Raw genomic sequence first — 19,572 nt, forward strand, 5'->3', positions numbered from 1 at the left:
CCATTGTTCAAGTACCGACCCTGCTCATGACGCGCCTATGGGATCGGATCCAACTCGCGGGTGATGTTGCGCCGCCAGCGGGCGGAATATGCGTACCCGCGAACCGGTTCAGGCTTCTGGAAAGGGCTTGCCATAGAAACATATAAGATATATCGTGGATACATCGTGGTAAAAGGCGAGAAGAGTGCGGTTGTTTCCTGACCATTGCGGCGGCAAGCTGCGCATGCACCACCCAGGCCCGCGCGGGTTCGGCCGGCACGGCGCTGGACCCGATCGGGGGCATGGCGGTGGCCGCGGCGGCCGCCGTCGGGTGTTCGAAGCGACCGAGCTCCGTCTCGTGCTGCTCAAGCTGCTCGCCGACCATCCGCGGCATGGCTATGACCTGATCCGCGCGGTTGAGGAGCTGACCGACGGCAGCTATGCGCCGAGCCCGGGCGTCATCTATCCGACACTGGCGATGCTGGAAGAGCTGGGGCAGGTCGAGAAGGTTCAGTCCGAGGCTGCGCGCAAGCCATTCAGGATCACACAAGAGGGTATTGCCCAGCTCACGGCCGACAAGGAGCTGGTCGACAGCCTGTTCGAACGGCTTGAAGAGCTTGCAGCAAAGCGCAAGCGCATCGACGCAGCGCCGATCCGTCGGGCCATGGACAATCTGCGGGCGGTGCTGGCGCATCGCCTCGGGCGGGAGGAGGTCGATACGGAGACGCTGCACGCCGCCGCCGCGATCATTGACGAGGCGGCGCAACGGATCGAGCGCCTGCCGTGATGCGTGCCACCTGCCGCGTGGTGGAATAAAGGAAAGGAACAGGCCATGAGCCTTAACAGCACGGCCCGCGTGCCGACAGCCAATGGCAGCCGCTACCTCCAGCAGCTCTGCAAGCATTGGAGCCATAATCTCACGGTGGAGTTCACGCCCGACGCGGGCACGGTGGTCTTTCCGCGCGACGCGCGCGGCGCGGACTGGCCCGGCGACGCCATCCTCACATTGCAGGCCCATGAGGATGTGCTTGAATGCCGGCTGGAGGCGAGCGCGGACGGGCAGCTCGCGGCGCTGAAGGACGCGGTGGCGCGTCACCTCGACCGCTTCGCCTTCCGTGAAGCGCCGTTGCAGTTCAACTGGCAGAACGGCTGACCGCCGAACCGGCCCAACCCGCTGCGGGAGCGCTGGCAGTGCCATGGAGATGATGAAAGCCACTTTTCCGGTCTGGCTGGGCTGGGCCGTTCTCTCGGCCTGTTTCGCGGCCCTGACGGCGGTGCTGGCCAAGGTCGGGGTCGCCGGGCTGAGTTCCGATGCGGCGACCCTGATCCGGACGGCCGTGGTCCTGCTGCTGCTGGTCTGCATGTTCCTGGCCTCCGACGCCACGCTCGACCTCTCGGCCGTGTCGGTGAAGAGCTATGTCTTCCTGACGCTCTCCGGGCTGGCGACGGGGGCTTCGTGGATCTGCTATTTCCGGGCGCTGAAGCTGGGCCCCGCCTCCCAGGTTGCACCCGTCGACAAGTTGAGCGTGGTCCTGGTGGCCGTGTTCGGCGCCGCCTTCCTGGGGGAGCGGCTTTCCCCCGTGAACTGGCTGGGAGTCGTCCTGATAGCGGCCGGCGTTGTCCTGACGGCCTTCCGCTGACGGGCGCTCCGGCGCTCAGGTGAAATAGTTGCAGATGCGCTTTCCGTCGATGACCTGGACGGTGACGTCAAGGTCGTAGATGGCCCGGAGAACGTCCGGCTGGATCACAATGTCCGGCGGGCCCTGGAACAGGACCCCCCCATCCCGCATGGCGATGATATTGTCGGAATAGCAGGATGCGAAATTGATGTCGTGCAGGACGATGACGATGGTCTTTCCCATCTCATCCGCGAAGCGCCGCACCTGCTTCATCATCTGCACGGAATGGCGCATGTCGAGATTGTTCAGCGGCTCGTCCAGCAGCACGTAATCCGTATCCTGGCACAGGACCATCGCCACGAAGGCGCGCTGGCGCTGCCCGCCCGACAGCTCGTCCAGGAAGCGCCCCGACAAGGGCCCGAGACCGAGATGGTCAATGGCGCGCTCCACATGCGCGCGGTCCGCTTCGGTCAGCCGGCCCTTGGAATAGGGATAGCGCCCGAATTCCACCAGGTCGCGCACGGTCAGCCGCGAGGAGAGATGATTGTCCTGACGCAGGATGGAGAGATGGCGCGCCAGCACGTCGCCCGGCGTTCGTGTCACATCGAGCCCGTCCACCGTGACCGTGCCGCTGGACATGGGCAGCAGCCGGCTGATCATCGACAAGAGGGTCGACTTGCCGGCCCCGTTCGGCCCGATGATGGAGGTGATGCCGCCCGCCGGCAGGCAAAGGGAGACATCCTTCACCACGACGGCGGCGCCATAGACCTTGGTGACGTTACGCGCTTCGATCATCGTGCGGTCCCGCGCAGAAGCAGAGCGATGAAGGTGATCCCGCCCAGGAATTCGATGACGATGCGCAGATTGCCATCGAAGCCGAACACCCTTTCCAGGATCATCTGACCGCCGACCAGGCAGATGATCGCCAGCAGGATGGCGGCGGGGAGAATGTGGCGGTGCTTGCCCGAGGGCATCACCAGATAGGCGAGATTCGCGACCAGCAGGCCGAAGAAGGTGATCGGCCCGACCAGCGCCGTGGACACCGACACCAGGATGGCGACCAGCATGAGGATGATGGTCACCATACGGCGGTGGTCGACCCCGAGATTGATCGCCCGATCCCGCCCGAGCGCCAGCACATCGAAGCTGTGCATGATCCGCCACGCCACAAGGGTCACGACCGCCACTATGACCACGGCCGTGACCAGCAGGTCCGGGCGGACCAAGTTGAAGCTGGCGAAGAACCGGTCCTGGAGAAAGGCGAACTCGGCCGGGTCGATCAGGCGCTGGAGAAAGGTGGACAGGCTGTGGAAGAAGATGCCGAAGACGATGCCGGCCAGGATCAGCAGGTGCAGGCTGCGCCGCCCGCCGGCGAATAGGGAGCCGTAGAGCAGCACCGAAAAGGCGACCATCACCGCGATTTCTGCCGCAAAGCGCAGGCGCGGGTCCACGGACACGATCCCGCTGGAGCCGAGCAGGAAGACCATACCGCTCTGGATCAGGACATAGAGGCTGTCGAAGCCCATGATGGCGGGCGTCAGGATGCGGTTGTTGGTGACCGTCTGGAACAGCACGGTGGACACCGCGATGGAATAGGCGACCACCACCATCACGGCGATCTTGGCGCCGCGGAAGGACAGGATGAACCCCCAGCTCCCCTTGGCGCCGACGGTCATGAAGGCGGCGATCACAGCCAGGCAGGCGAGTGCGAGGAGCAGCAGCACCTGCCGTGGCGAGGGCTTGCGGAACCTAGCCAAGGGATGAATCCTTGCGCAGCAGCAGATACAGGAACAGCGCGCTCCCGACGACGCCGACAACGGTGCCGACCGGGATTTCATAGGGGTAGCGCACCGTACGGCCGATCAGGTCGCAGACCAGGACGAAGCCGGCGCCGACCACCGCCACCCAGGGCACCGCACGGCGCACATTGTCGCCGACGGTCATGCTGACCAGATTGGGCACGATCAGGCCGAGAAAGGGAATGGTGCCCACCGTGACCACCACCGCGGCCGTCACCATGGACACGATGATCAGGCCGAAGGACACGACCCGGCGGTAGTTCAGCCCCAGACCGGTCGTGAAGTCCCGCCCCATCCCCGCCACCGTGAAACGGTCCGCCGCCAGATAGGCGGCACCGGTAAGGGCGAGGGCAAACCACAGCAGCTCGTAGCGGCCGCGCAGGACGCCCGAAAAGTCGCCGACAATCCAGGCATTCAGCGATTGCAGCAGGTCGTAGCGATAGGCGAAGAAGGTGGTGACGGATTCGAAGATGCCGCTGAGCATCAGGCCGACCAGCGGCACCATCAGAACCGACCGCAGGGGAATGCGCCGCAGGATCGCGAGGAACAGGGCCGTCCCGGACAGGGCGAAAAGCGCGGCGACCAGCATCTTCACGAACAGATCGATGCCGGGCGCCAGCAGGGTCACGACCAGGATTCCCAGGCTCGCGGATTCCACCGTGCCGGCGGTGCCGGGCTCGACGAAGCGGTTGCGGACCAGCATCTGCATGATCATGCCGCTGACGCCCATGGCCATGCCGGACAGCAGCACGGCTGCGGTGCGTGGGATGCGGCTGGCCAGCATCACCCGCATGGCCTCGCTCTCCGGCCCGGAGGAGAAGAGTGCGGCGGGCGACAGGTCCGTCGCCCCGACGAAAAGGCTGAGCACGGCCAGCAGGGCGACGCCGAGCGCGGCAAGGAGAAGTTTGGGCACAGGAACTCTGCGGGCTGCGGAACGGATGCGGAGGTGCGGCGGGACCGGACGCAACGGCGGCAGGGCCGCCAAGCCAGCGGCCCTGCCCGTCGGGAGCGCGATCCACGCCTGGTGGAAATCAGCCTTTCTTGAACGCCTGCGCGAGCTGGTCGACCATGTTCTGGACCGACCTCAGGCCACCGCCGACAAGGTACCAGTTCACTGGATCGAGATAGACGACCTGGTCCTCTTTCCAGGCCTTGGCCTGGGTGACCAGCTCGTTGTCCAGGACGGTCTTGGCGGCACCGCCCCGCCCGATCGCCGCGTCGCGGTCGATCACGAACAGCCAGTCGGGATTGGTCTGGAGGATGAACTCGGACGAGATAGACTGGCCATGTTGCGAGACCTGCAGGTCCTTGATGGCCGGCGTCACCCCGAAGGTGCCGTGCAGGATGCCGAAGCGGGAGCCGGGGCCATAGGCGCTCATCTTGGTGCCGGTGGTCAGGACCAGCAGCCCGTTCCCGATCTTCGACGTTGCGGCGCGCAGGCCCTCGACCGACTGGCGCAGGGCGGCGAGCCTGCTTTCCGCCTCCTTCTCCTTGTCGAAGATCCCGCCGAGCAGCTCGACGTTCTTGGCGACGTCGGCCAGGTAGTCCGCCGTGTCGATGGTGAGGTCGATGGTCGGCGCGATCCGGGAGAGGTCCTGGTACTTGGCGGCGGAGCGGCCGCCGACGATGATCAGGTCGGGTTCGAGGGCGTTGACCGCCTCGTAATCCGGCTCGAACACCGTTCCGACCTTCGGGATGCCGTCCGCCGCATATTCGGACAGGTCGTCCGGCAGCACGCCGCCTGGAACCCCGTCCACCTCGATGCCGAGCGCGTCGAGCGTGTCCAGCGAGGCCAGATCGAAGACCACGACCCGTTGCGGGTTGTGCGGGACGCTCGTGGTGCCCTGGGCATGCCGGACCTCCATCTTCTCCTGACCCAGCGCCGGCGTGGCCTGCGCGAATGCCAGGGCCAAGACGGCGGCGGAGAACAATCTGGGAAGGCCCGGCAAGGCCCGCCGCTTCAGGAAATGTGACATCGTCCTTGTCCTTTCATCCTTTCGGTCGTCAGCGGCCTTTCGCCCGGCTGCCATCGGGGTTGTCCGCCTGCCGGTCAGAAGCTGACGCTGATGCCGGTCCAGACACGCGCCCCGTCGATTGCATAGGCGGACTCCTCGTAGTCCAGCCGCTCGTCGAACAGGTTCTGGATGCCGCCATGCAGCTTCAGGCTGGGCGTCACCTGATAGGCGACCCCGACATCCACCGTGGTGTAGGCCGGCGCCACCAGGCTTTCGCCGCTGATCTGCGCTTCCGTCACGGCCTCCTCGCCCCGGTAGATGGCGCGGATGTAGCTGTCGAAGCGGCTGGTCGGCCGCCAGTTCAACGAGGCGCTCGCCTGCTGCTTGGGCGTGTCGTTCAGGGCCGAACCGGCATTGGCGCCCGTCAACTGCTCGGACTCCGTCAGCGTGCCGGTCGCGTCGAGGCGCAGCGCTTCCGTGATGGGCAGGCTCACGGTGAGCTCAATGCCCCGGATACGCGCCTTGTCGACATTGATGTAGGTGGTCGGCGGCCTGCCCAGGGAGCTGAGCGGTTCGTCGATGCACCAAGCGCCGGCCTCCACGCAGGTCAGGCGCGTGATCTTGTCGTTGAAGCGCGTGTCATAGGCCGTGATGCCGGCCTGGAAGCCGTCCGCGGCATAGAGGAGTGCAACCTCGTAGGTGCGGGAGGTTTCCGCTTCCAGGTTGGGATTGCCATAGATGTTGCCGCCACGGCTGCTCTGGCCCCAATCCGCCAGGGTCTGGCGCAGGTCGGGCGCGCGGAACCCCTTGGAATATCCACCCTTCACCGTGATGGCATCGGTGGCGTTCCACACCGCATAGGCGCGCGGGGTCCAGTTGGTTCCGTACTGTTCGTCATCATCCATGCGGATGCCGCCGGTGAGGGCGAAGCCGTCGAACAGCTGCAACTCGTCTTCCGCGAACAGCGCCCATGCGGTCCGGCTGGCGCCGGTCCTGGTCGATCCGGCCAGCCTGTTGCCCGTCAGGTCGGTCAGGTCCTCATGCCGGAAATAGCTGCCCAGGCTCAGCATGTTGGATGGCAGCGGCACCACCCAGATGCTTTGGCCGACGGTGTTCTTGATGCGCTTTTCCGTTTCGACGTTTTCCGCGTCCTCATACTGGACATAGCTCTCGGACGTGGCCAAGCCCCAGTCGCCGCTATGGCTCAGCGAGCCGACATAGCGGTTCTGCGTCTGGGTCGATTCCGTGCCCGCGGGTTCTTCCGCGGTGGCTTTGAAGGTCTGTCCGGCCGTCGCGATGACCTTCTGCCGGAAATAACCCCCTTCCGCCAGGAAGCGGTGATCGGGCGTCAGGTCGAAGCCGAGCTTGGCGGAAATCGTGTCGTCCCGGCGCTCCGGCGTTCCGCCGATGATCCTGTCCTCTTCCCGCCGGTTGACGGCGCCCTGCACCTGCAGCCCGAGCCCGTCGGTCAGCGGTCCGGAGACGTAGAAATTGGCATCGCCGAAATTTCCGAAATCGTCGTCGAGCTGCAGGGTGCCGTTAACCCGCACATTGCCTTGCCAGACATCGCCGATCCGCCGCGTGATGATGTTGACCACGCCCCCCATCGCGTCCGATCCGTAGAGCGAGGACATCGGTCCCCGGACCACTTCGATCCGCTCGATCGCCTCGAACGGGGGAAGCAGCCCGCCCTCGCTGATGCTGCCGCCGTTCGTCCGCGATTCCCGTGAGCTCAGCCGGCGACCGTCGACGAGGATCAGCGTGTATTTCGGCGCCATCCCGCGCAAGGAGATGTCACGGCTGTTCCCCTCGCCCGGCGTGACGGCAACGCCGGGAATCTCCAGCAGGGCGTCCGTGACCTCCCGGTAGGGCGTCCGTTCGAGATCCTCTCGGGTGATCACGCTGATCGAAGCGGGTGCGTTCCGGATCGTCTGCTGGCGGGCCGTGGCAGTGATGACGATCTCCTCCACATCGGCCGCCGCCACCTGCATCTCTTCGGCTCTTGCCATGCTCCCCGTCGCCGCGATGGCGGTCAATGCGACGGCAGCCAGCAACCCGATACGAAAACCCATTGGAACGCCCCCTTCGACACCCCGTACCGTCCACAAGCGCGTCGCGAACCCTGCCGTGGACCAAGGCGGCTGGGGCGGATGCATGTGCGGCACCGCTTATGCAATTGCGAATAACTCGCAGTTGCTGAGTGTCAGATTGCCGGGGGTTTGCCAAGCAACAAACACGAATAAGCGTTATTCAGCCGGTTGCGGCAGGCAGGCGCAATGGGCCGAGAGCTGATCCGCGAGCCATTGAATGGCCGGGTCGCGGTGGCTGCGTTCGTGCCAGAGCAGGTGATAGTCGAAACCAGGGATTTCGGCAGGCGCACGCAGGCAAACGAAGCCATGGAAGGCCGCCAGCATCTCCGCCGACCGCGTCGGCAGCGTCATGATGGCATCCGACCGCCCAAGCAGGGAGGGAGCCGCCTGGAAGTAGGGCAGGCGCGCAATCACGCGCCGCTCCCGGGCGCGTTCTCCCAGCAACAGGTCGATGCGGTCGAACTCGTCGCTTCCCACCACGACGCTGATCTGCGGCCATTTCAGGAAGAGGTCGAGCGGAAGCGATGTAGCGCCATTGCCGGTCAGCAGCGGGTGATCACGGCGGAGAAGGCAGGAAAAGCGCTCCGAGAAGAGGAACCGGACATGGGCCGCCTGTCGATCAGGTTCCAGGCCGGTGATGATCAGGTCGATGTCGCCCGAAACCAGCCTCTGCATCATGCTGTCGCTGAAGGGCACCACATCCAACGTCGCTGACGGCGCTTGATCCAGGATATGGGGTAGTGCCGGCGCCACGACCGCCGCAACGCCGAAATCGGTCGATGCCACGCGGAACCGCCGCTGGAGCGTGGCCGGGTCGAACTGCGCCGGCTCCAACAGGGTCGAGGTGTTCGCCAGCCAGTGCTGCAGGGGAGTCCGGAGGTCTTCGGCCCGGCGCGTCAGCTCCATGCCGCTGCTGGTGCGGACAAGCAGGGGATCGCCGACCCTGGTCCGCATCTGGGCCAGTGCGCGGCTGACCGTCGGCTGGCTCAGTCCCAACCGTTTGGCTGTCTTGGTGACGCTCTTCGTCTGCAGCAGCACCGTAAGGATCATGAGGATGTTCAGGTCGAAATATCTGTCCACCGTGCGACCGGTCCTTGCGCTCAGCTGCACCTGCGACTTATTATCATCCTAATTACGGGGCCGGGCAAGTTTCATCCCGTCCGCGGTCGACAGGGGAATGATGGATCATGAACACCGACACGCTTCAGACCGTCTGGGCTCCCCGCATTCTCAGCGTGCTGCGCATCGTTGCCGCCTTGCTCTTCTTCGAACATGGCTCGCAGAAGCTGTTGGGCTTCCCGCCGACCGAAAACCCGCCCGCACTTCTCTCGCTGTCCTGGATCGCGGGCGCGCTGGAACTGGTTGGCGGCGCGTTCTTGGCGCTCGGCCTGTTCACCCGGCCGGTGGCCTTCATTCTCTCGGGCGAAATGGCCTTTGCCTATTGGATCGGACACGCGCCGCGCAGCTTCTTTCCAGTCCTCAACGGCGGCGACGCCGCCATCCTTTACTGCTTTGTGTTCCTCTATCTCGCATTCGCCGGCGGCGGCGCCTGGAGCGTCGACGCGCTGCGGGCAGGCAGAGGGTCCCCGACGCCGATTCGGAACGTCTAGCCGCCTGAGCCGGTCCCGCAGCTCTCCGGCACAGAACACGAAGGCCTAGAGAGCTGTGGCTGCGTGACCAGCCTGCGGGAGGTGACGGAGGCGATCCGCCAGCTGATCCGGACCGGTTGTGGCTGGCGCATGCCGCCGAACGGCTTCCCGCCGTGTCCGTATCGCCATCCTTGCAGATTAATCGCCAGCGCCGGAGCCAGGGTCACTCCCGGTTGGCCGAGGCTGCTTCCAGGCTCTCGAGCTGCTCGCGACTGATATTCACGCCGAGTTGCCTGCCGGAGGTATCGACAGCTGAAATCTCGCTGAAGGGAAGCTCGACGCGGGCGTCACCGATACCGAGCAGACCATCCGCCGTCGATACGACCACCTGCTCCACCCGGCCGCTTTGCAGATCGATGATCAGCGTCTCGACCGCGCCGACCTCCTGCCCGTCGACAAGGCGCACCGTGTAGTCCTTGAGATCCGCAGCGAGGATGCGGCCGGAGCCGGTCGGGCCCATGTTGGTCGGTGCGATCTGCCCTGGGAACATGCGTGTCGCGCCGTCTCCAGGCTCCACGTCCGGCGCGGCGCCACGGACAGCCAGGGCGGCATTCGGGTCCTGCGGGTTACCGGCCCTTGGCACAGGGTCGGGATCGGGCGTCTCCCTGACTACATCGATGTCACGGCCCTCGCCGATCATATCGCCGTCCCGGTCTTCCTCGTTCTGTTCGATGACGGGCGTGTCCTCCGTCTTGGTGATGGCGCTTGTCGCTGCCGTGGAGTCGGTCACGATGCCTTCCTGATGCCGGTCCCGATCCGCCGTCTGCGCAAGCGCTGGCGCTGCGGCGAGGACTAGCAAGGCCGATAGCGGCCAAGTGAGCCTGTGTGTCATGGGATCATCCTTTCAGCAGGAGTTTCCGCCGCTCTCCCCAGGGGAAGGGCGGTGCCTGTTTCCTTCGGGTCCTGGTCAGGAGACCGGATTGCCGCCGCACCGGCCGCCGTCGGTCTGCGGCTGAGACCAGCGGACGCTATCGAAGCCGGCGACCGTGAGCACGGCACCGGAGATCAGCGCCACGCCAGTGTTGCGCCTCCTCTCCTCCAGTAAAGCCCGTCCATTCGCCACAACAGCGGCAGTCCAGGTCGGTTCGAGCGCGGCCGGCAAAAATATTCCCGGCGACAACCCGGAATGAGCGTCGTTGGGGGGGCAGGCTGAGCAGCCCGACACTGTCCCCAACGAGAGGAGAACTGAGAAATGAATGGCTGGAGATTGGATCTGAAGAGAACCGGCGCTGCGGCTCTTACCGCAATCTGGCTCATCGCCGTGCCGCAATCCGCCTCCGCCCAGTGGTGGGAGGATGAGGGGGCGTTCGCCGAGGGTGAACAGAACTTCGGCTCCGGTTGGGCCGGGGATGAGGAGGACGGCCTGTTCCAGGATGAGGGCGCCCTTGATACCGGCGAAGCCTTCGGAGGCGATGACGAGATCGCCCTAGGCGACGAGGAGGATGGCTGGCTGGGCGAGAACGACGCCGAGTTCGGCGATGAGGATTCCTATGGCGGCTACTACGAGGAGGATTTCGAGACCGGCGAGTGGGGGGACTGGTTTTAGCCGGCTTCGATCGCCCCGGATTCCCCTGACACGATCAGAAAAGGAGTGAGTCGTCATGACCCGTGTTTCCATCCGCCTGGCGCTTGCCGCCGCCGTGTCCGCCATAGCGCTGACCGGCGCTGCAACCGCGCAGTCGAACCAGCAGGGTTCCCAGAACCCGCAGTCCCAGCAGGCTCAGCCGCAACAGCCGGGCCAATCCCAGACGCAGCAGATGCCAATGGAATATCAGCAGCTCCGCGGCACCATTCAGGAGGTTCGCAAGGTCAAGCTGCGTGGGCAGAACCAGCGTGCAACGCTGGTGTTGCTGGAAACCGGCCAGGGCAACCGCGCTGTCGTGGATCTGGGCACCGACGTGCCGGTGTCCCTGCGCCAAGGGAGTCAGTTGGCCGTCCGTGGCCGCCAAGTCACCATAGGTGACCAGAGGGTCGTGCTGCAGGCCAATGCGGTCCGATATGAGGGCCGGACCTTGGACGTCAACCGGCCGGCGATGCAACGGACGTCAACAGCCCCGTCCGGCCAGCAGACTGCCAAGCAGCAGAACCGCCAGCAGCAAGCATCGAGGCAGCAGGGTGGGAGCAACCGGCAGCAGGCGTCTGATAGCCAGCGCAATCAGCAGCCGAACCAGCAGCGGAACCGCCAGCAGACTGCGAGCCAGCAGAGCGGTGGCAACCAGAAGCAGGGCAACCTCCGTCTTGGCCCCTACGACGCCAACAACGACGCCCAGTTCAGTACCGCCGAGATCAGCCGGGCGCTGTACGACCGGTTCGACCGGGACAAGAACGGCGTGCTGAGCGTGGCCGAATGGGACCGCGGCATGGACCGGATATTCGGCGAAGGCGACATCAACCTCTCCGTCCAGGCCTGGGACCCGGATGGCAACGACCGGATCAGCCGCAGTGAATTCCGCACGGCGATGCGGCAGTCCGGCCTGTTCAGGCAGATCGACGCCGACCGCAGCGGCGGCATCAGCGGCACCGAGTTCCGTCAGGCCCGCAACGGCCAGATCACGCTGAGTGCCGGTGCGGATGAGGAGGTCGCCGCCGGGGGGATGGACCGTGCTCCGCGCGGCACACCGGGGGCAACCGATGCGGATGCGGAGGTCAGCCCTTACGGCATCGAGGCCAACCCGTCCGGCGCGCAGCTTGACGTACTCGAGGACGAGGACACCGCCCCGCCGGTCCGCGACCTCAGCACCATGAGCGGCGGCGGCTGACACCTCTTCACGGCGGCTGGCGCACGGCCAAGCGGTCGGGCCAGCCGACCCGCAGGGAAAGGAGCATACCATGCGGATAGGATTACTCGTGACCAGCCTCATGCTGACCCTGGCCCCGCCCATTGCGGTGGCGCAGTCCCCTAGCAGTGGAATGCCTGCAACCGGCCAGCTGCCCGGTCTGGAGCAGGATGCAGCCATCGGGGAGCAGCCGGCCGGCGTCGGCCAGGGCAGGGTCCTGGTAGAGATCGACGACGTCCCGAACTTGGAGGCGCGCAACGGCCCGGCGCGGCAACGTCTGGCCCTGATGCAGACAACGCTGCTGAACCGGTTCAGCCAGCTCGGCTATTCGAAGGTGAGCAATTTCCGGCGTGACGGCGAAACTTATGTTGCAGAAGTCACCTCGCCCGAGGGCGAAGAGCAGACAGTGATCATCGATCCCATGAGCGGGACCATTGTCGCGCGTAGCGACTAAGCGGTTTGGCCGGTCGGGGTCGGCAGGACCGGCCTGTTTCCGCGACGATGGCGGACGCGGCCTGTTGATCCCGATCCTTGGCCGGCCAGCCAACAGACTGGTGGAGAAAACCGATGCGACCCCGTCGCCACGCGACCAGAATGACTGCCGCCTCGCTGATCATCCCGGCCATGCTAATGGCGGGAACAGCCGCGATGGCGCAGGACGCGCCGGCCTACGACACTGAGCGCCCGGCGCAGACTCATGATCAGAATGAACCCGGCGGCAAGGATTCGCCCAACTGGCCGGAATCCCTTGGAAACTGGGACACCAGCGACCGTGAATCCGGCCCCGGCGATCCCAATGAGGCCGAGAGAAGGGGCCTGACCTCGCCCGAGGTGCAGAGGAGCCTGGCGCCGGCCCCGACGATGCAGGGCACCCGCGCCCCGGATACGGATACGGCCGGCCCCGCCGTTTCGCCCGGCAACAATGCCGCCGAAGCGGGAACCTCGCCACGCACCCCGGGGGATTCGGAGCCGCCGCCCGTTGCCGCCGAGCCTGTGGAAGAGGGCGGCCCCGGGCCGGAGTAGGATTATTCGTTGCGCCCGGACACCCGGAGGTGTCCGGGCCGGCTTTCATTCGTCGAAGGGCGCCAGCCGCCCCTCCACCGCGTCGATGGCGGATGCCGCTTCCGCCAGATGGGCGCGCGCCGCATCCAGACCGACATCGGCGATCGGAGGGTTGAGCTGCCTCAGGCTGCGCTCGACCTCACTTACCTTGTCGATGGCCCGGTGCAGGCGATCCGTCGCCGTATCGGGTGGCGAGGCCAGCGCCTTTCCGCTGGTGACGGCCTGCTCCATGGCCCTTCGCGCGTCGATGGCATTCCTCATCGCGGCCGCCACGGCATCTCGCTGCTCAGGTCCGTCCGCCTGGGAGAGTAGCTGCATGGCCGAAGCGACTTCCGCCCGCGCCCTTTGCAGGGCTTCGCGGGGCGGCTCGCCAACGGCAACCTGATCAGCCTGCGCCAGAGCTCCGACTGGGGCCGGGACAAGGAAAAGAACGGCTGTGGTCTGGCATCGGGTCAGCATGTCGATCTCTTGCTGTCCGGGGATGAGTCCCTGGTTCAACCGGATCGGGTTCAGCCTGTTTCGCGATTTCACAGGCGGCGGAAGCCCCTTGTTCGTTCCAGCGGCAGGGCGCGCCGCGCACTCGGAAGTGGAAGTCCACCGCCTTTTCTCTGCGACACACCTGCCGCACCGAAGTTGGCCTGCCATCGCCGGAGGTCACTGAATAGAACAGGAGGACCCGAGAATGGCTGAATGGCGCAACCATTTCGGCAAAGGAGCCGCGGCCCTGGCCGCCCTGTGGCTCATCGCCGCCCCGTACGCCGCTTCCGCCCAGTGGTGGGAGGATGAGGAGGCCTATGAGGAAGGCGGCTTCGCCGACCTCGAGAATTACGAGGACTACGGCCTTGACAATGAGGGTGCGGCCGCACTCTCCGATCCGCGGGACCGTTCGGAGATCGGCGAGGGCGCTGAACAGGAAGATCAGATCGCCCTTGGCGAGGAAGAGCGGGAGTTCTGGCGGCAGGACTCCTACGCCGGATACTACGATAACACGTTCGAAGACAGCGAGTGGGACGACTGGTTCTAACCGATCCCGCCGTGTCCGCTTCACCAAATCCAAGGAATTTGTCTCATGACCAGAATCGCGAACCGGCTGGCGCTCGCCGCAGCCGTCTCCGCCCTGGCGCTTACCGGCACCGCCGCGGCCCAGCAGACCCAGCCGCCGCCCCAGCAGGGCAGGCAGCAGGCACAGCAGACGCAGCAGAGTTCGATGGAATACCGCCAGGTGCGCGGCACCATCGTCGATGCCAAGCGCGTCAACCTGCGCAACTCCGACAAGCAGGCCGTTCTGGTTCTGCTCGAAACCCGGAACGGGCAGCGCACCGTGGTCGATCTCGGCACCGAGCGGATCGGCATCCGCCTGCGCGAGGGCACCGAGCTTGCCGTGCGCGGCCGTCCGGTCACCGTGGGCAGCCAGCGCGTGATCCTGCAGGCCAACGCCGTCAATTACGAGGGGCGCGGCTACGACGTCAACCGACCGGCAAGCCGCCAGGGCGGAAGCGCCCAGCAGGCCTCCAACCGGCAGAACCAGCAGAATCGTCAGCAGGCAGCCAATCAGGGCGGTGGCTCGTTCAACCTCGCCTCCTTCGACATGGATGGGGACTCTCGGCTGAACCGCCGTGAGATGACCAATGCCCTGTTCGCCCGCTGGGACAGTAATGGCGATAAAAGCCTCAGCGTCCGGGAATGGAACCGCGCGGCGGACCGGGCCTTCGGGGAGCAGGGCATCAATCTGGACGTCCAGACCTGGGACCCCAACAAGGACGGCACGATTTCCCGCGGCGAGTTCCGCCGCGCGATCCGGCAGTCCGGCCTGTTCGCCCGGATCGACCAGAATGGCGACGCCACGGTTTCGCAGGGCGAGTTCCGCACCGCGCTGGCGTCAGGTGGAACTGGCGGCGGCACGCAGGCCGCCCGGTATCAGGAAATCGGGACGGCGCTTTACGACAGCATGGACCGCAACAGCGACAACCGCCTGACCCAAGCGGAGTACGAGTCGGATGCGGACACGCTGTTCGATGGCGAGGATCATTTTGCCGATTGGGATGCCGATGCCAGCGGCTGGCTGGATGAGGACGAGTTCACTAGCGGTGTCGAGGAAGCCGGTCTCTTCGGCGACTGGGACATGAACGCCGACGGGCTGATCAGCGCCGACGAATGGAACACCGCCGGCTACGACAGCGACGGGCTGTTCGGCGACGACAGCGGCATGCTCGGCGAGAATGACAGCCTGTTCGGCGAGGATGAGGGCGCCTTGTAAGCGGGCCGGTCCCAAAGCGCCTCCGCTCCACGGAGGCGCATCCTTCGACTTGTCGCGGCCGGGCCGATCTCTGGCGCCACGCGCTATGGCCGGCTGCCACCGAACCAATGGAGCGAACCCATGAAATCACTGATGATCGCAACGGCCATGGGCCTTGCCCTTTCCGCGCCGGCCCTGGCGCAGCAGGGTCCGGGCGGACCGCACCATCCCCACCATCAGCATCACCCGGCCGGTCGGGACCGGCAGGCGTCCGGCGGCAATCCCGCCGCCCGGATGGTCTCCGCAACGCAGCTGATCCGCAAGAATGTGGTGACCGCCGACGACCAGGATCTCGGTCGGGTGGACTACATCGTGGTCGATCCGGAAACGGGCAGCATCGCCACGCTGCTGATCCGCGTCCCAGCCCTGTCCGGCCAGAACCAGGAGGGTCAGGAGGGGGCCGGTCCGGCCGGAAACCAGGGCGGCCAGCAAGACGGGCAGCAAAGCGGCGCGCCGCTGCTGGCCATGCCCTGGCACGCCATCGACGTCACACAGGGCGGAACGGGCGAGATCGTGGCGCAGGTGCCCATGCAGGTCGCCCGCCAGGTGCCGACCCTTACGGATGCGGAAATCTCCCGCATCACCAGCCCGCGGGTGATGGCCCGGCTGGTCGAATACTACGCGCCCGCACCGGGCGGCGGGTCCGGCGGGCAGGGCGGCGCATCCTCGCAGATGGTGATCGGCCACGGCGTGGTCGGCATGCTGACGCCGCCGGCGGTCACGACGGTGGACCAGATGCAGGGCCTTGCCATCACCACGCCTGACGGCACCCGGATCGGCGAAATCCAGTCGGTGATGATCGACATCGAACGGGGGGCCGTCTCCTATCTGCTGGCGCTTCAGCAGTCCAGTGCGAACCGGCTGACCCGGAACACGCCGCCGCTTGGCACCGGCTTTGTCCCCATTGCCTATCAGGATGTCGAGCTGGCGTCGGACGGCCAGTCCTTCGTCCTGGCGCCCGACGCGATGGTGGTGGGCGTTGTCGCGATGCCGCAGGATCAGAACCAGAACCGCGGCAGCGCCGCACAGAACCGGCAGGCCCAGGCTGGCGGTCAGCGCGGCTACGGCCCGGAAGCCTATCGTGGGTCCGGCGGCAACCCGCAGGCGGCACAGTCCAACCGGTCGGGTCAGCAGGCCTCAGCCCAGCCGCAGTTGGGCGGCCAGTCCGGCCGGCAGGGGCTTGACCGCTATGTCGAGGCTCCGGCGGCGTCGGCCGCCGCCTCCGGGCAGCAGCAGAATGCGGAGGCCGGTCAGGGGGCGCAGCAGCAGGATGCCGCGCAGCCGAGCCGCATCCGGCGGCTGGTGCTGGGCACGGTGCGATCCATCGACCGGCAGAACCGCACCCTGACACTGGAGAATGGCAGTTCCTTCCAGTTGGCCCGCAACATCGATCCCAACAGCATTTCCAAGGGCGATCCGGTGCGGGTGAGCTACCGGGTGCAGGGGAACAGCTATCAGGCGGTGGCCGTCCGGCCGGCGCCGGAATCCGCGCTGAGCGGCGGGGCACAGGCGGACGCATCCACCGGCCCCATCGACGGCACCGATGCGCCCGGCGCAACGGATGATCCGCGGCGTCCCCAGCAGCAGCGGAACTGATGCCGCTTCCGGCCCTGCCCGGCTGCGGGATCGGTTTGCAGCCGGGCAGGGCCGGAGCCCGCGCCAGGGATGATCGGGCCATGGCATCGTTCCCTGGCTTCTTGCTTCGCGATCCGCTGGCCGGGAGCACGGCTCCACAGGCCAGCCGGTTGCGGCGCGACCGATCCTGGACCGCGGAGGCAGCTTTGAAAGCCTTGCTCGCCATTCTTCTGGGCCTGATTGTCGTTCCGGCCGGGCTGACTGCCCTGGTGCTGGCCACGGCCACCGTGAATGGCCGTGTTCTCGCCAGCGCCGCGGAGACTGCCGCCGGCATGGTGCTGAGCCGTGATGTCCAGCTTGGACGCATTCGCGTGCTGGACTGGGGGATGCCGGCGAGGTTTGAGCTGACGAACCTGGCCCTTGGAAATCCCGAATGGGCAGAGCAGCCCTGGCTTGCCAGGGCGGAGCGGATCGAAGCCGCCGTCGAAATCACCGGTATTTTCCCGCCCGAAGTACAGGTGCCCAGGCTGGAGGTGCAGGCGCCGGCCGCTTTCCTGGAAGTGAACGGGAACGGCAGGGCGAACTGGCAGGGGCTGCTGTCCGCCGGACAGCAGCCGCAATCGCAGACCTCAGCGCCTCTCTACGGGCTTCAGGAACTCCTGGTCGTCGACGGAAGCCTGACGTATTGCGATGCCATGCTGGATGCGGTTCAGATGGTCCGGCTGGAGGGGCTGCGCGTCGCCGCGCCATCCGCGAACGAGCCCGTCAGCTTCGAGGGAGAGGGCAGGATCGAGGCCGGGCAGCAGCCCCTGCAGAGCTTCAGCTTCAGCGGACATACCGGCACGCTGGATGAGCTGCGCCAGGGCGACGTGCCGGTCGAGGCGCAAGCGCTGACAGGACCGGTGCAGGCGAGAATGTCCGGTAGAATTCAGGACCTGTTCCAGACGCCGTCAGCCAGCTTCGACCTTCTTGTCGACGGCAAGGACCTCAAGCCGCTGCTGTCCCTGGCCGGCCTGTCGATCCGTTCCACGCCCCCGTTCCATGCCGCAGCGCAGATCACGACCGGCCCGCAGCAGTGGCGTGCGGAAAACCTCCAGGCCCGGCTTGGCGAAAGCGAGCTGACGGGCGCTTTGACCCTGGACCGCTCCGGCCCCAAGCCGATGGTCAGCGGCAAGCTTGTCGCCATCACGCTCGCCGCTGATCAGCTCCGCGGCTTGAACATCGGAAACGGCGGGGGCGGGCAGGGCAACGGGCCGCAGGACCTTCCCTTTCACTGGCTGGAGGCGGTGAACGCAGAGCTGATGCTGCGGGCCGAGCGGATACTGGGTTCCGCCCTGCCGCTGCAAGCGGCCAGCGCCTCCATCCGACTGGCGAAAGGGGTTCTCCGGATCGATCCCATGCGGGTGGAAACGGATCAGGGCAACCTGACCGGAACGATGGAGGTGGACGCGACGGCGATCCCGCCGGCGATCCAGCTCACTGCGACAGCACAGAGCCTTCCGGTCGAGCTTCTGCCGATCAGGATGCAGGCGTTGGACGGCCAAATGCAGGGAAACGCCGATGTGCGCAGCAAGGGCCAATCCATGGCGGCGCTGCTGGCCAACTTGGCCGGTTCGTTCCAGGGCAGCGTGGACGGCCAGCTCGGCGAGGAGCCGCTCACCCTTACCCTCTCGGCGGAGCGGGACGCCGACGCGGACAGCATGCCCGTGAAGCTGAACGGCGAGGTCGGCGCCACGCCAGTGCAGGCCAGCGCCGATCTACAGCTTGAGGCTCAGCGGGTGGCCGCCCGGAATCTTCAGGCAAGGTTTGGCGAAACCCAGATGAACGGCACGGCATCGGCGGATTTCCAGGGGCCGGTGCCGATGGTCCGGGCCGATCTCTCGATCCCACGCCTCGCCTGGAGCCCCTTGCAGAAGGCGATCCCGGCATCGGGCGGCGGCTCGGGGGAAGCGGGCGATCAGCAGCTTATTCCTCCCGCTCCGATCCCGTTCGAAACGCTGAAGGCGGCGAATGCCGACGTCACGGTGGACATTGCAGAGGTCACCGGCCTTGGGTTCCCGGTCGGCGGCGGACAGTTTGAGGCCAGGCTGAAGGATGGCAGGCTGCAAGTCGATCCTTTCACCGTCGCGGTTGCGGAGGGGCGCGTGAAAGGCAGCTTCACCGCCGATGCTCAGGAAACGCCGCCGACGGTCGGGCTGAAAGCCGATCTGGATGCCGTCAGCATGAAAGCGGCCCTGGCCGCACTGCCGATCCCTGGTGAGGTGCAGGGCCTGATGCACGGGACGGTCGATCTCACCTCGGCGGGTCCGACATTGCAGATGGTTTCCGAGACTCTCGGCGGATCGATGCGCTTCTATGTAACGGACGGCAAGTTCACCACCAGGCTCATCGATGCCATGGCCGTGAATATCGGGGAAGCTCTGGGCTTCCTGTTCTCTGGCGGGGAGGCCAGGCCCATCGATTGCGTGGTCGGCTCCTTCGACATCGTGAACGGCACCATTGATCCGGAAACCATGGTGTTCGTGACCCCGGAAATGGTCGTGCGCGGCAAGGGGCAGGTCAATCTGGCAAAAGAAACCATGGATGTCAGGATCGTGCCCCGCCCAAAGAACCGGAAGCTGCTGGACATGACGGTTCCGGTGGACGCCACCGGACCTCTCACCAATCCCAACATCGACGTCAACGCGTCCCTTTGGACCAAACTGGCGGAAGAGCGGGTGTGTGAGCGCACATTGGCCGGCCAAACCGACGAGACGGCAACCCGGTAGCCG

General features: G+C 66.2%; 20 protein-coding genes. 12 read left to right on the forward strand and 8 right to left on the reverse strand.

Annotated features, from left to right (window positions below; all coding sequences use genetic code 11):
- Positions 1-184: 184 nt before the first annotated feature.
- From DOL89_RS22580 to DOL89_RS22590, 3 genes are read left to right on the forward strand one after another with little or no spacing between them, the layout of a single operon-like run.
- Positions 185-766: a PadR family transcriptional regulator gene (locus DOL89_RS22580; RefSeq protein WP_225890065.1), complete on the forward strand. Its 582-nt coding sequence runs from the start codon at positions 185-187 to the stop codon at positions 764-766.
- A 45-nt stretch (positions 767-811) separates the two neighbouring features.
- On the forward strand, positions 812-1,132 hold the full coding sequence (locus DOL89_RS22585; RefSeq protein ID WP_119681618.1) for a DUF2218 domain-containing protein: 321 nt from the start codon (positions 812-814) through the stop codon (positions 1,130-1,132).
- 52 nt (positions 1,133-1,184) lie between these two features.
- On the forward strand, positions 1,185-1,619 hold the full coding sequence (locus tag DOL89_RS22590; RefSeq protein ID WP_119681764.1) for an EamA family transporter: 435 nt from the start codon (positions 1,185-1,187) through the stop codon (positions 1,617-1,619).
- Positions 1,620-1,634: 15 nt separating this feature from the next.
- Here the strand turns inward: DOL89_RS22590 and DOL89_RS22595 are convergent, their stop codons facing one another.
- The 6 genes from DOL89_RS22595 to DOL89_RS22620 all read right to left on the reverse strand — a co-directional run bounded on the left by DOL89_RS22595 (position 1,635) and on the right by DOL89_RS22620 (position 8,522).
- Positions 1,635-2,393, reverse strand: a complete 759-nt coding sequence (locus tag DOL89_RS22595; RefSeq protein ID WP_119681619.1) for an iron ABC transporter ATP-binding protein — start codon at positions 2,391-2,393, stop codon at positions 1,635-1,637.
- Positions 2,390-3,355, reverse strand: a complete 966-nt coding sequence (locus DOL89_RS22600; RefSeq protein ID WP_404813517.1) for an iron chelate uptake ABC transporter family permease subunit — start codon at positions 3,353-3,355, stop codon at positions 2,390-2,392. Before DOL89_RS22600 ends, DOL89_RS22595 begins: the two co-directional genes overlap by 4 nt.
- Positions 3,348-4,310 carry an ABC transporter permease gene (locus DOL89_RS22605; protein ID WP_162937817.1) on the reverse strand — a complete coding sequence of 321 codons (963 nt, stop codon included), beginning with the start codon at positions 4,308-4,310 and terminating at the stop codon, positions 3,348-3,350. Before DOL89_RS22605 ends, DOL89_RS22600 begins: the two co-directional genes overlap by 8 nt.
- A gap of 118 nt (positions 4,311-4,428) precedes the next feature.
- Entirely contained in the window at positions 4,429-5,373 is a 945-nt protein-coding gene (locus DOL89_RS22610) for a siderophore ABC transporter substrate-binding protein (RefSeq protein ID WP_404813518.1), read from the reverse strand.
- Between the two features lie 74 nt (positions 5,374-5,447).
- Positions 5,448-7,361 (reverse strand): TonB-dependent receptor domain-containing protein, encoded by a 1,914-nt coding sequence (locus DOL89_RS22615; RefSeq protein WP_225890066.1) that lies wholly within the window; start codon positions 7,359-7,361, stop codon positions 5,448-5,450.
- 237 nt (positions 7,362-7,598) lie between these two features.
- Positions 7,599-8,522 carry a LysR family transcriptional regulator gene (locus DOL89_RS22620; protein WP_225890067.1) on the reverse strand — a complete coding sequence of 308 codons (924 nt, stop codon included), beginning with the start codon at positions 8,520-8,522 and terminating at the stop codon, positions 7,599-7,601.
- 107 nt (positions 8,523-8,629) lie between these two features.
- Between DOL89_RS22620 and DOL89_RS22625 the strand changes: the two genes are divergently transcribed.
- Positions 8,630-9,052: a DoxX family protein gene (locus tag DOL89_RS22625; RefSeq protein ID WP_119681622.1), complete on the forward strand. Its 423-nt coding sequence runs from the start codon at positions 8,630-8,632 to the stop codon at positions 9,050-9,052.
- Positions 9,053-9,254: 202 nt separating this feature from the next.
- Here the strand turns inward: DOL89_RS22625 and DOL89_RS22635 are convergent, their stop codons facing one another.
- Entirely contained in the window at positions 9,255-9,821 is a 567-nt protein-coding gene (locus DOL89_RS22635) for a PRC-barrel domain-containing protein (protein ID WP_162937818.1), read from the reverse strand.
- Between the two features lie 462 nt (positions 9,822-10,283).
- Here DOL89_RS22635 and DOL89_RS22640 point away from each other — a divergent pair, with 462 nt between their 5' ends.
- The 4 genes from DOL89_RS22640 to DOL89_RS22655 all read left to right on the forward strand — a co-directional run bounded on the left by DOL89_RS22640 (position 10,284) and on the right by DOL89_RS22655 (position 12,891).
- On the forward strand, positions 10,284-10,637 hold the full coding sequence (locus DOL89_RS22640; RefSeq protein ID WP_119681625.1) for a hypothetical protein: 354 nt from the start codon (positions 10,284-10,286) through the stop codon (positions 10,635-10,637).
- Positions 10,638-10,692: 55 nt separating this feature from the next.
- Entirely contained in the window at positions 10,693-11,850 is a 1,158-nt protein-coding gene (locus DOL89_RS22645; protein ID WP_119681626.1) for an EF-hand domain-containing protein, read from the forward strand.
- A gap of 88 nt (positions 11,851-11,938) precedes the next feature.
- Entirely contained in the window at positions 11,939-12,322 is a 384-nt protein-coding gene (locus DOL89_RS22650; RefSeq protein ID WP_162937819.1) for a hypothetical protein, read from the forward strand.
- A gap of 113 nt (positions 12,323-12,435) precedes the next feature.
- The gene (locus tag DOL89_RS22655) at positions 12,436-12,891 is read left to right on the forward strand and encodes a hypothetical protein (protein WP_162937820.1); all 456 of its coding nucleotides are present in this window, start codon (positions 12,436-12,438) and stop codon (positions 12,889-12,891) included.
- Between the two features lie 45 nt (positions 12,892-12,936).
- On the opposite strand, the gene DOL89_RS25220 is transcribed toward DOL89_RS22655, so the two are convergent.
- A complete protein-coding gene (locus DOL89_RS25220) occupies positions 12,937-13,248 on the reverse strand; it encodes a hypothetical protein (protein WP_162937821.1) in 312 nt (103 codons plus the stop codon).
- Positions 13,249-13,612: 364 nt separating this feature from the next.
- Between DOL89_RS25220 and DOL89_RS22665 the strand changes: the two genes are divergently transcribed.
- The 4 genes from DOL89_RS22665 (at position 13,613) to DOL89_RS22680 (ending at position 19,569) form a co-directional block, all read left to right on the forward strand.
- Positions 13,613-13,954 (forward strand): hypothetical protein, encoded by a 342-nt coding sequence (locus DOL89_RS22665; RefSeq protein WP_119681630.1) that lies wholly within the window; start codon positions 13,613-13,615, stop codon positions 13,952-13,954.
- A gap of 45 nt (positions 13,955-13,999) precedes the next feature.
- Entirely contained in the window at positions 14,000-15,187 is a 1,188-nt protein-coding gene (locus tag DOL89_RS22670) for an EF-hand domain-containing protein (protein ID WP_119681631.1), read from the forward strand.
- 120 nt (positions 15,188-15,307) lie between these two features.
- On the forward strand, positions 15,308-16,822 hold the full coding sequence (locus tag DOL89_RS22675; RefSeq protein ID WP_119681632.1) for a PRC-barrel domain-containing protein: 1,515 nt from the start codon (positions 15,308-15,310) through the stop codon (positions 16,820-16,822).
- Between the two features lie 80 nt (positions 16,823-16,902).
- Entirely contained in the window at positions 16,903-19,569 is a 2,667-nt protein-coding gene (locus DOL89_RS22680; RefSeq protein WP_162937822.1) for an AsmA family protein, read from the forward strand.
- Positions 19,570-19,572 lie beyond the last annotated feature (3 nt).

The organism is Indioceanicola profundi (assembly GCF_003568845.1).
In the GTDB taxonomy this organism is placed as follows: Bacteria; Pseudomonadota; Alphaproteobacteria; order Azospirillales; family Azospirillaceae; genus Indioceanicola; species Indioceanicola profundi.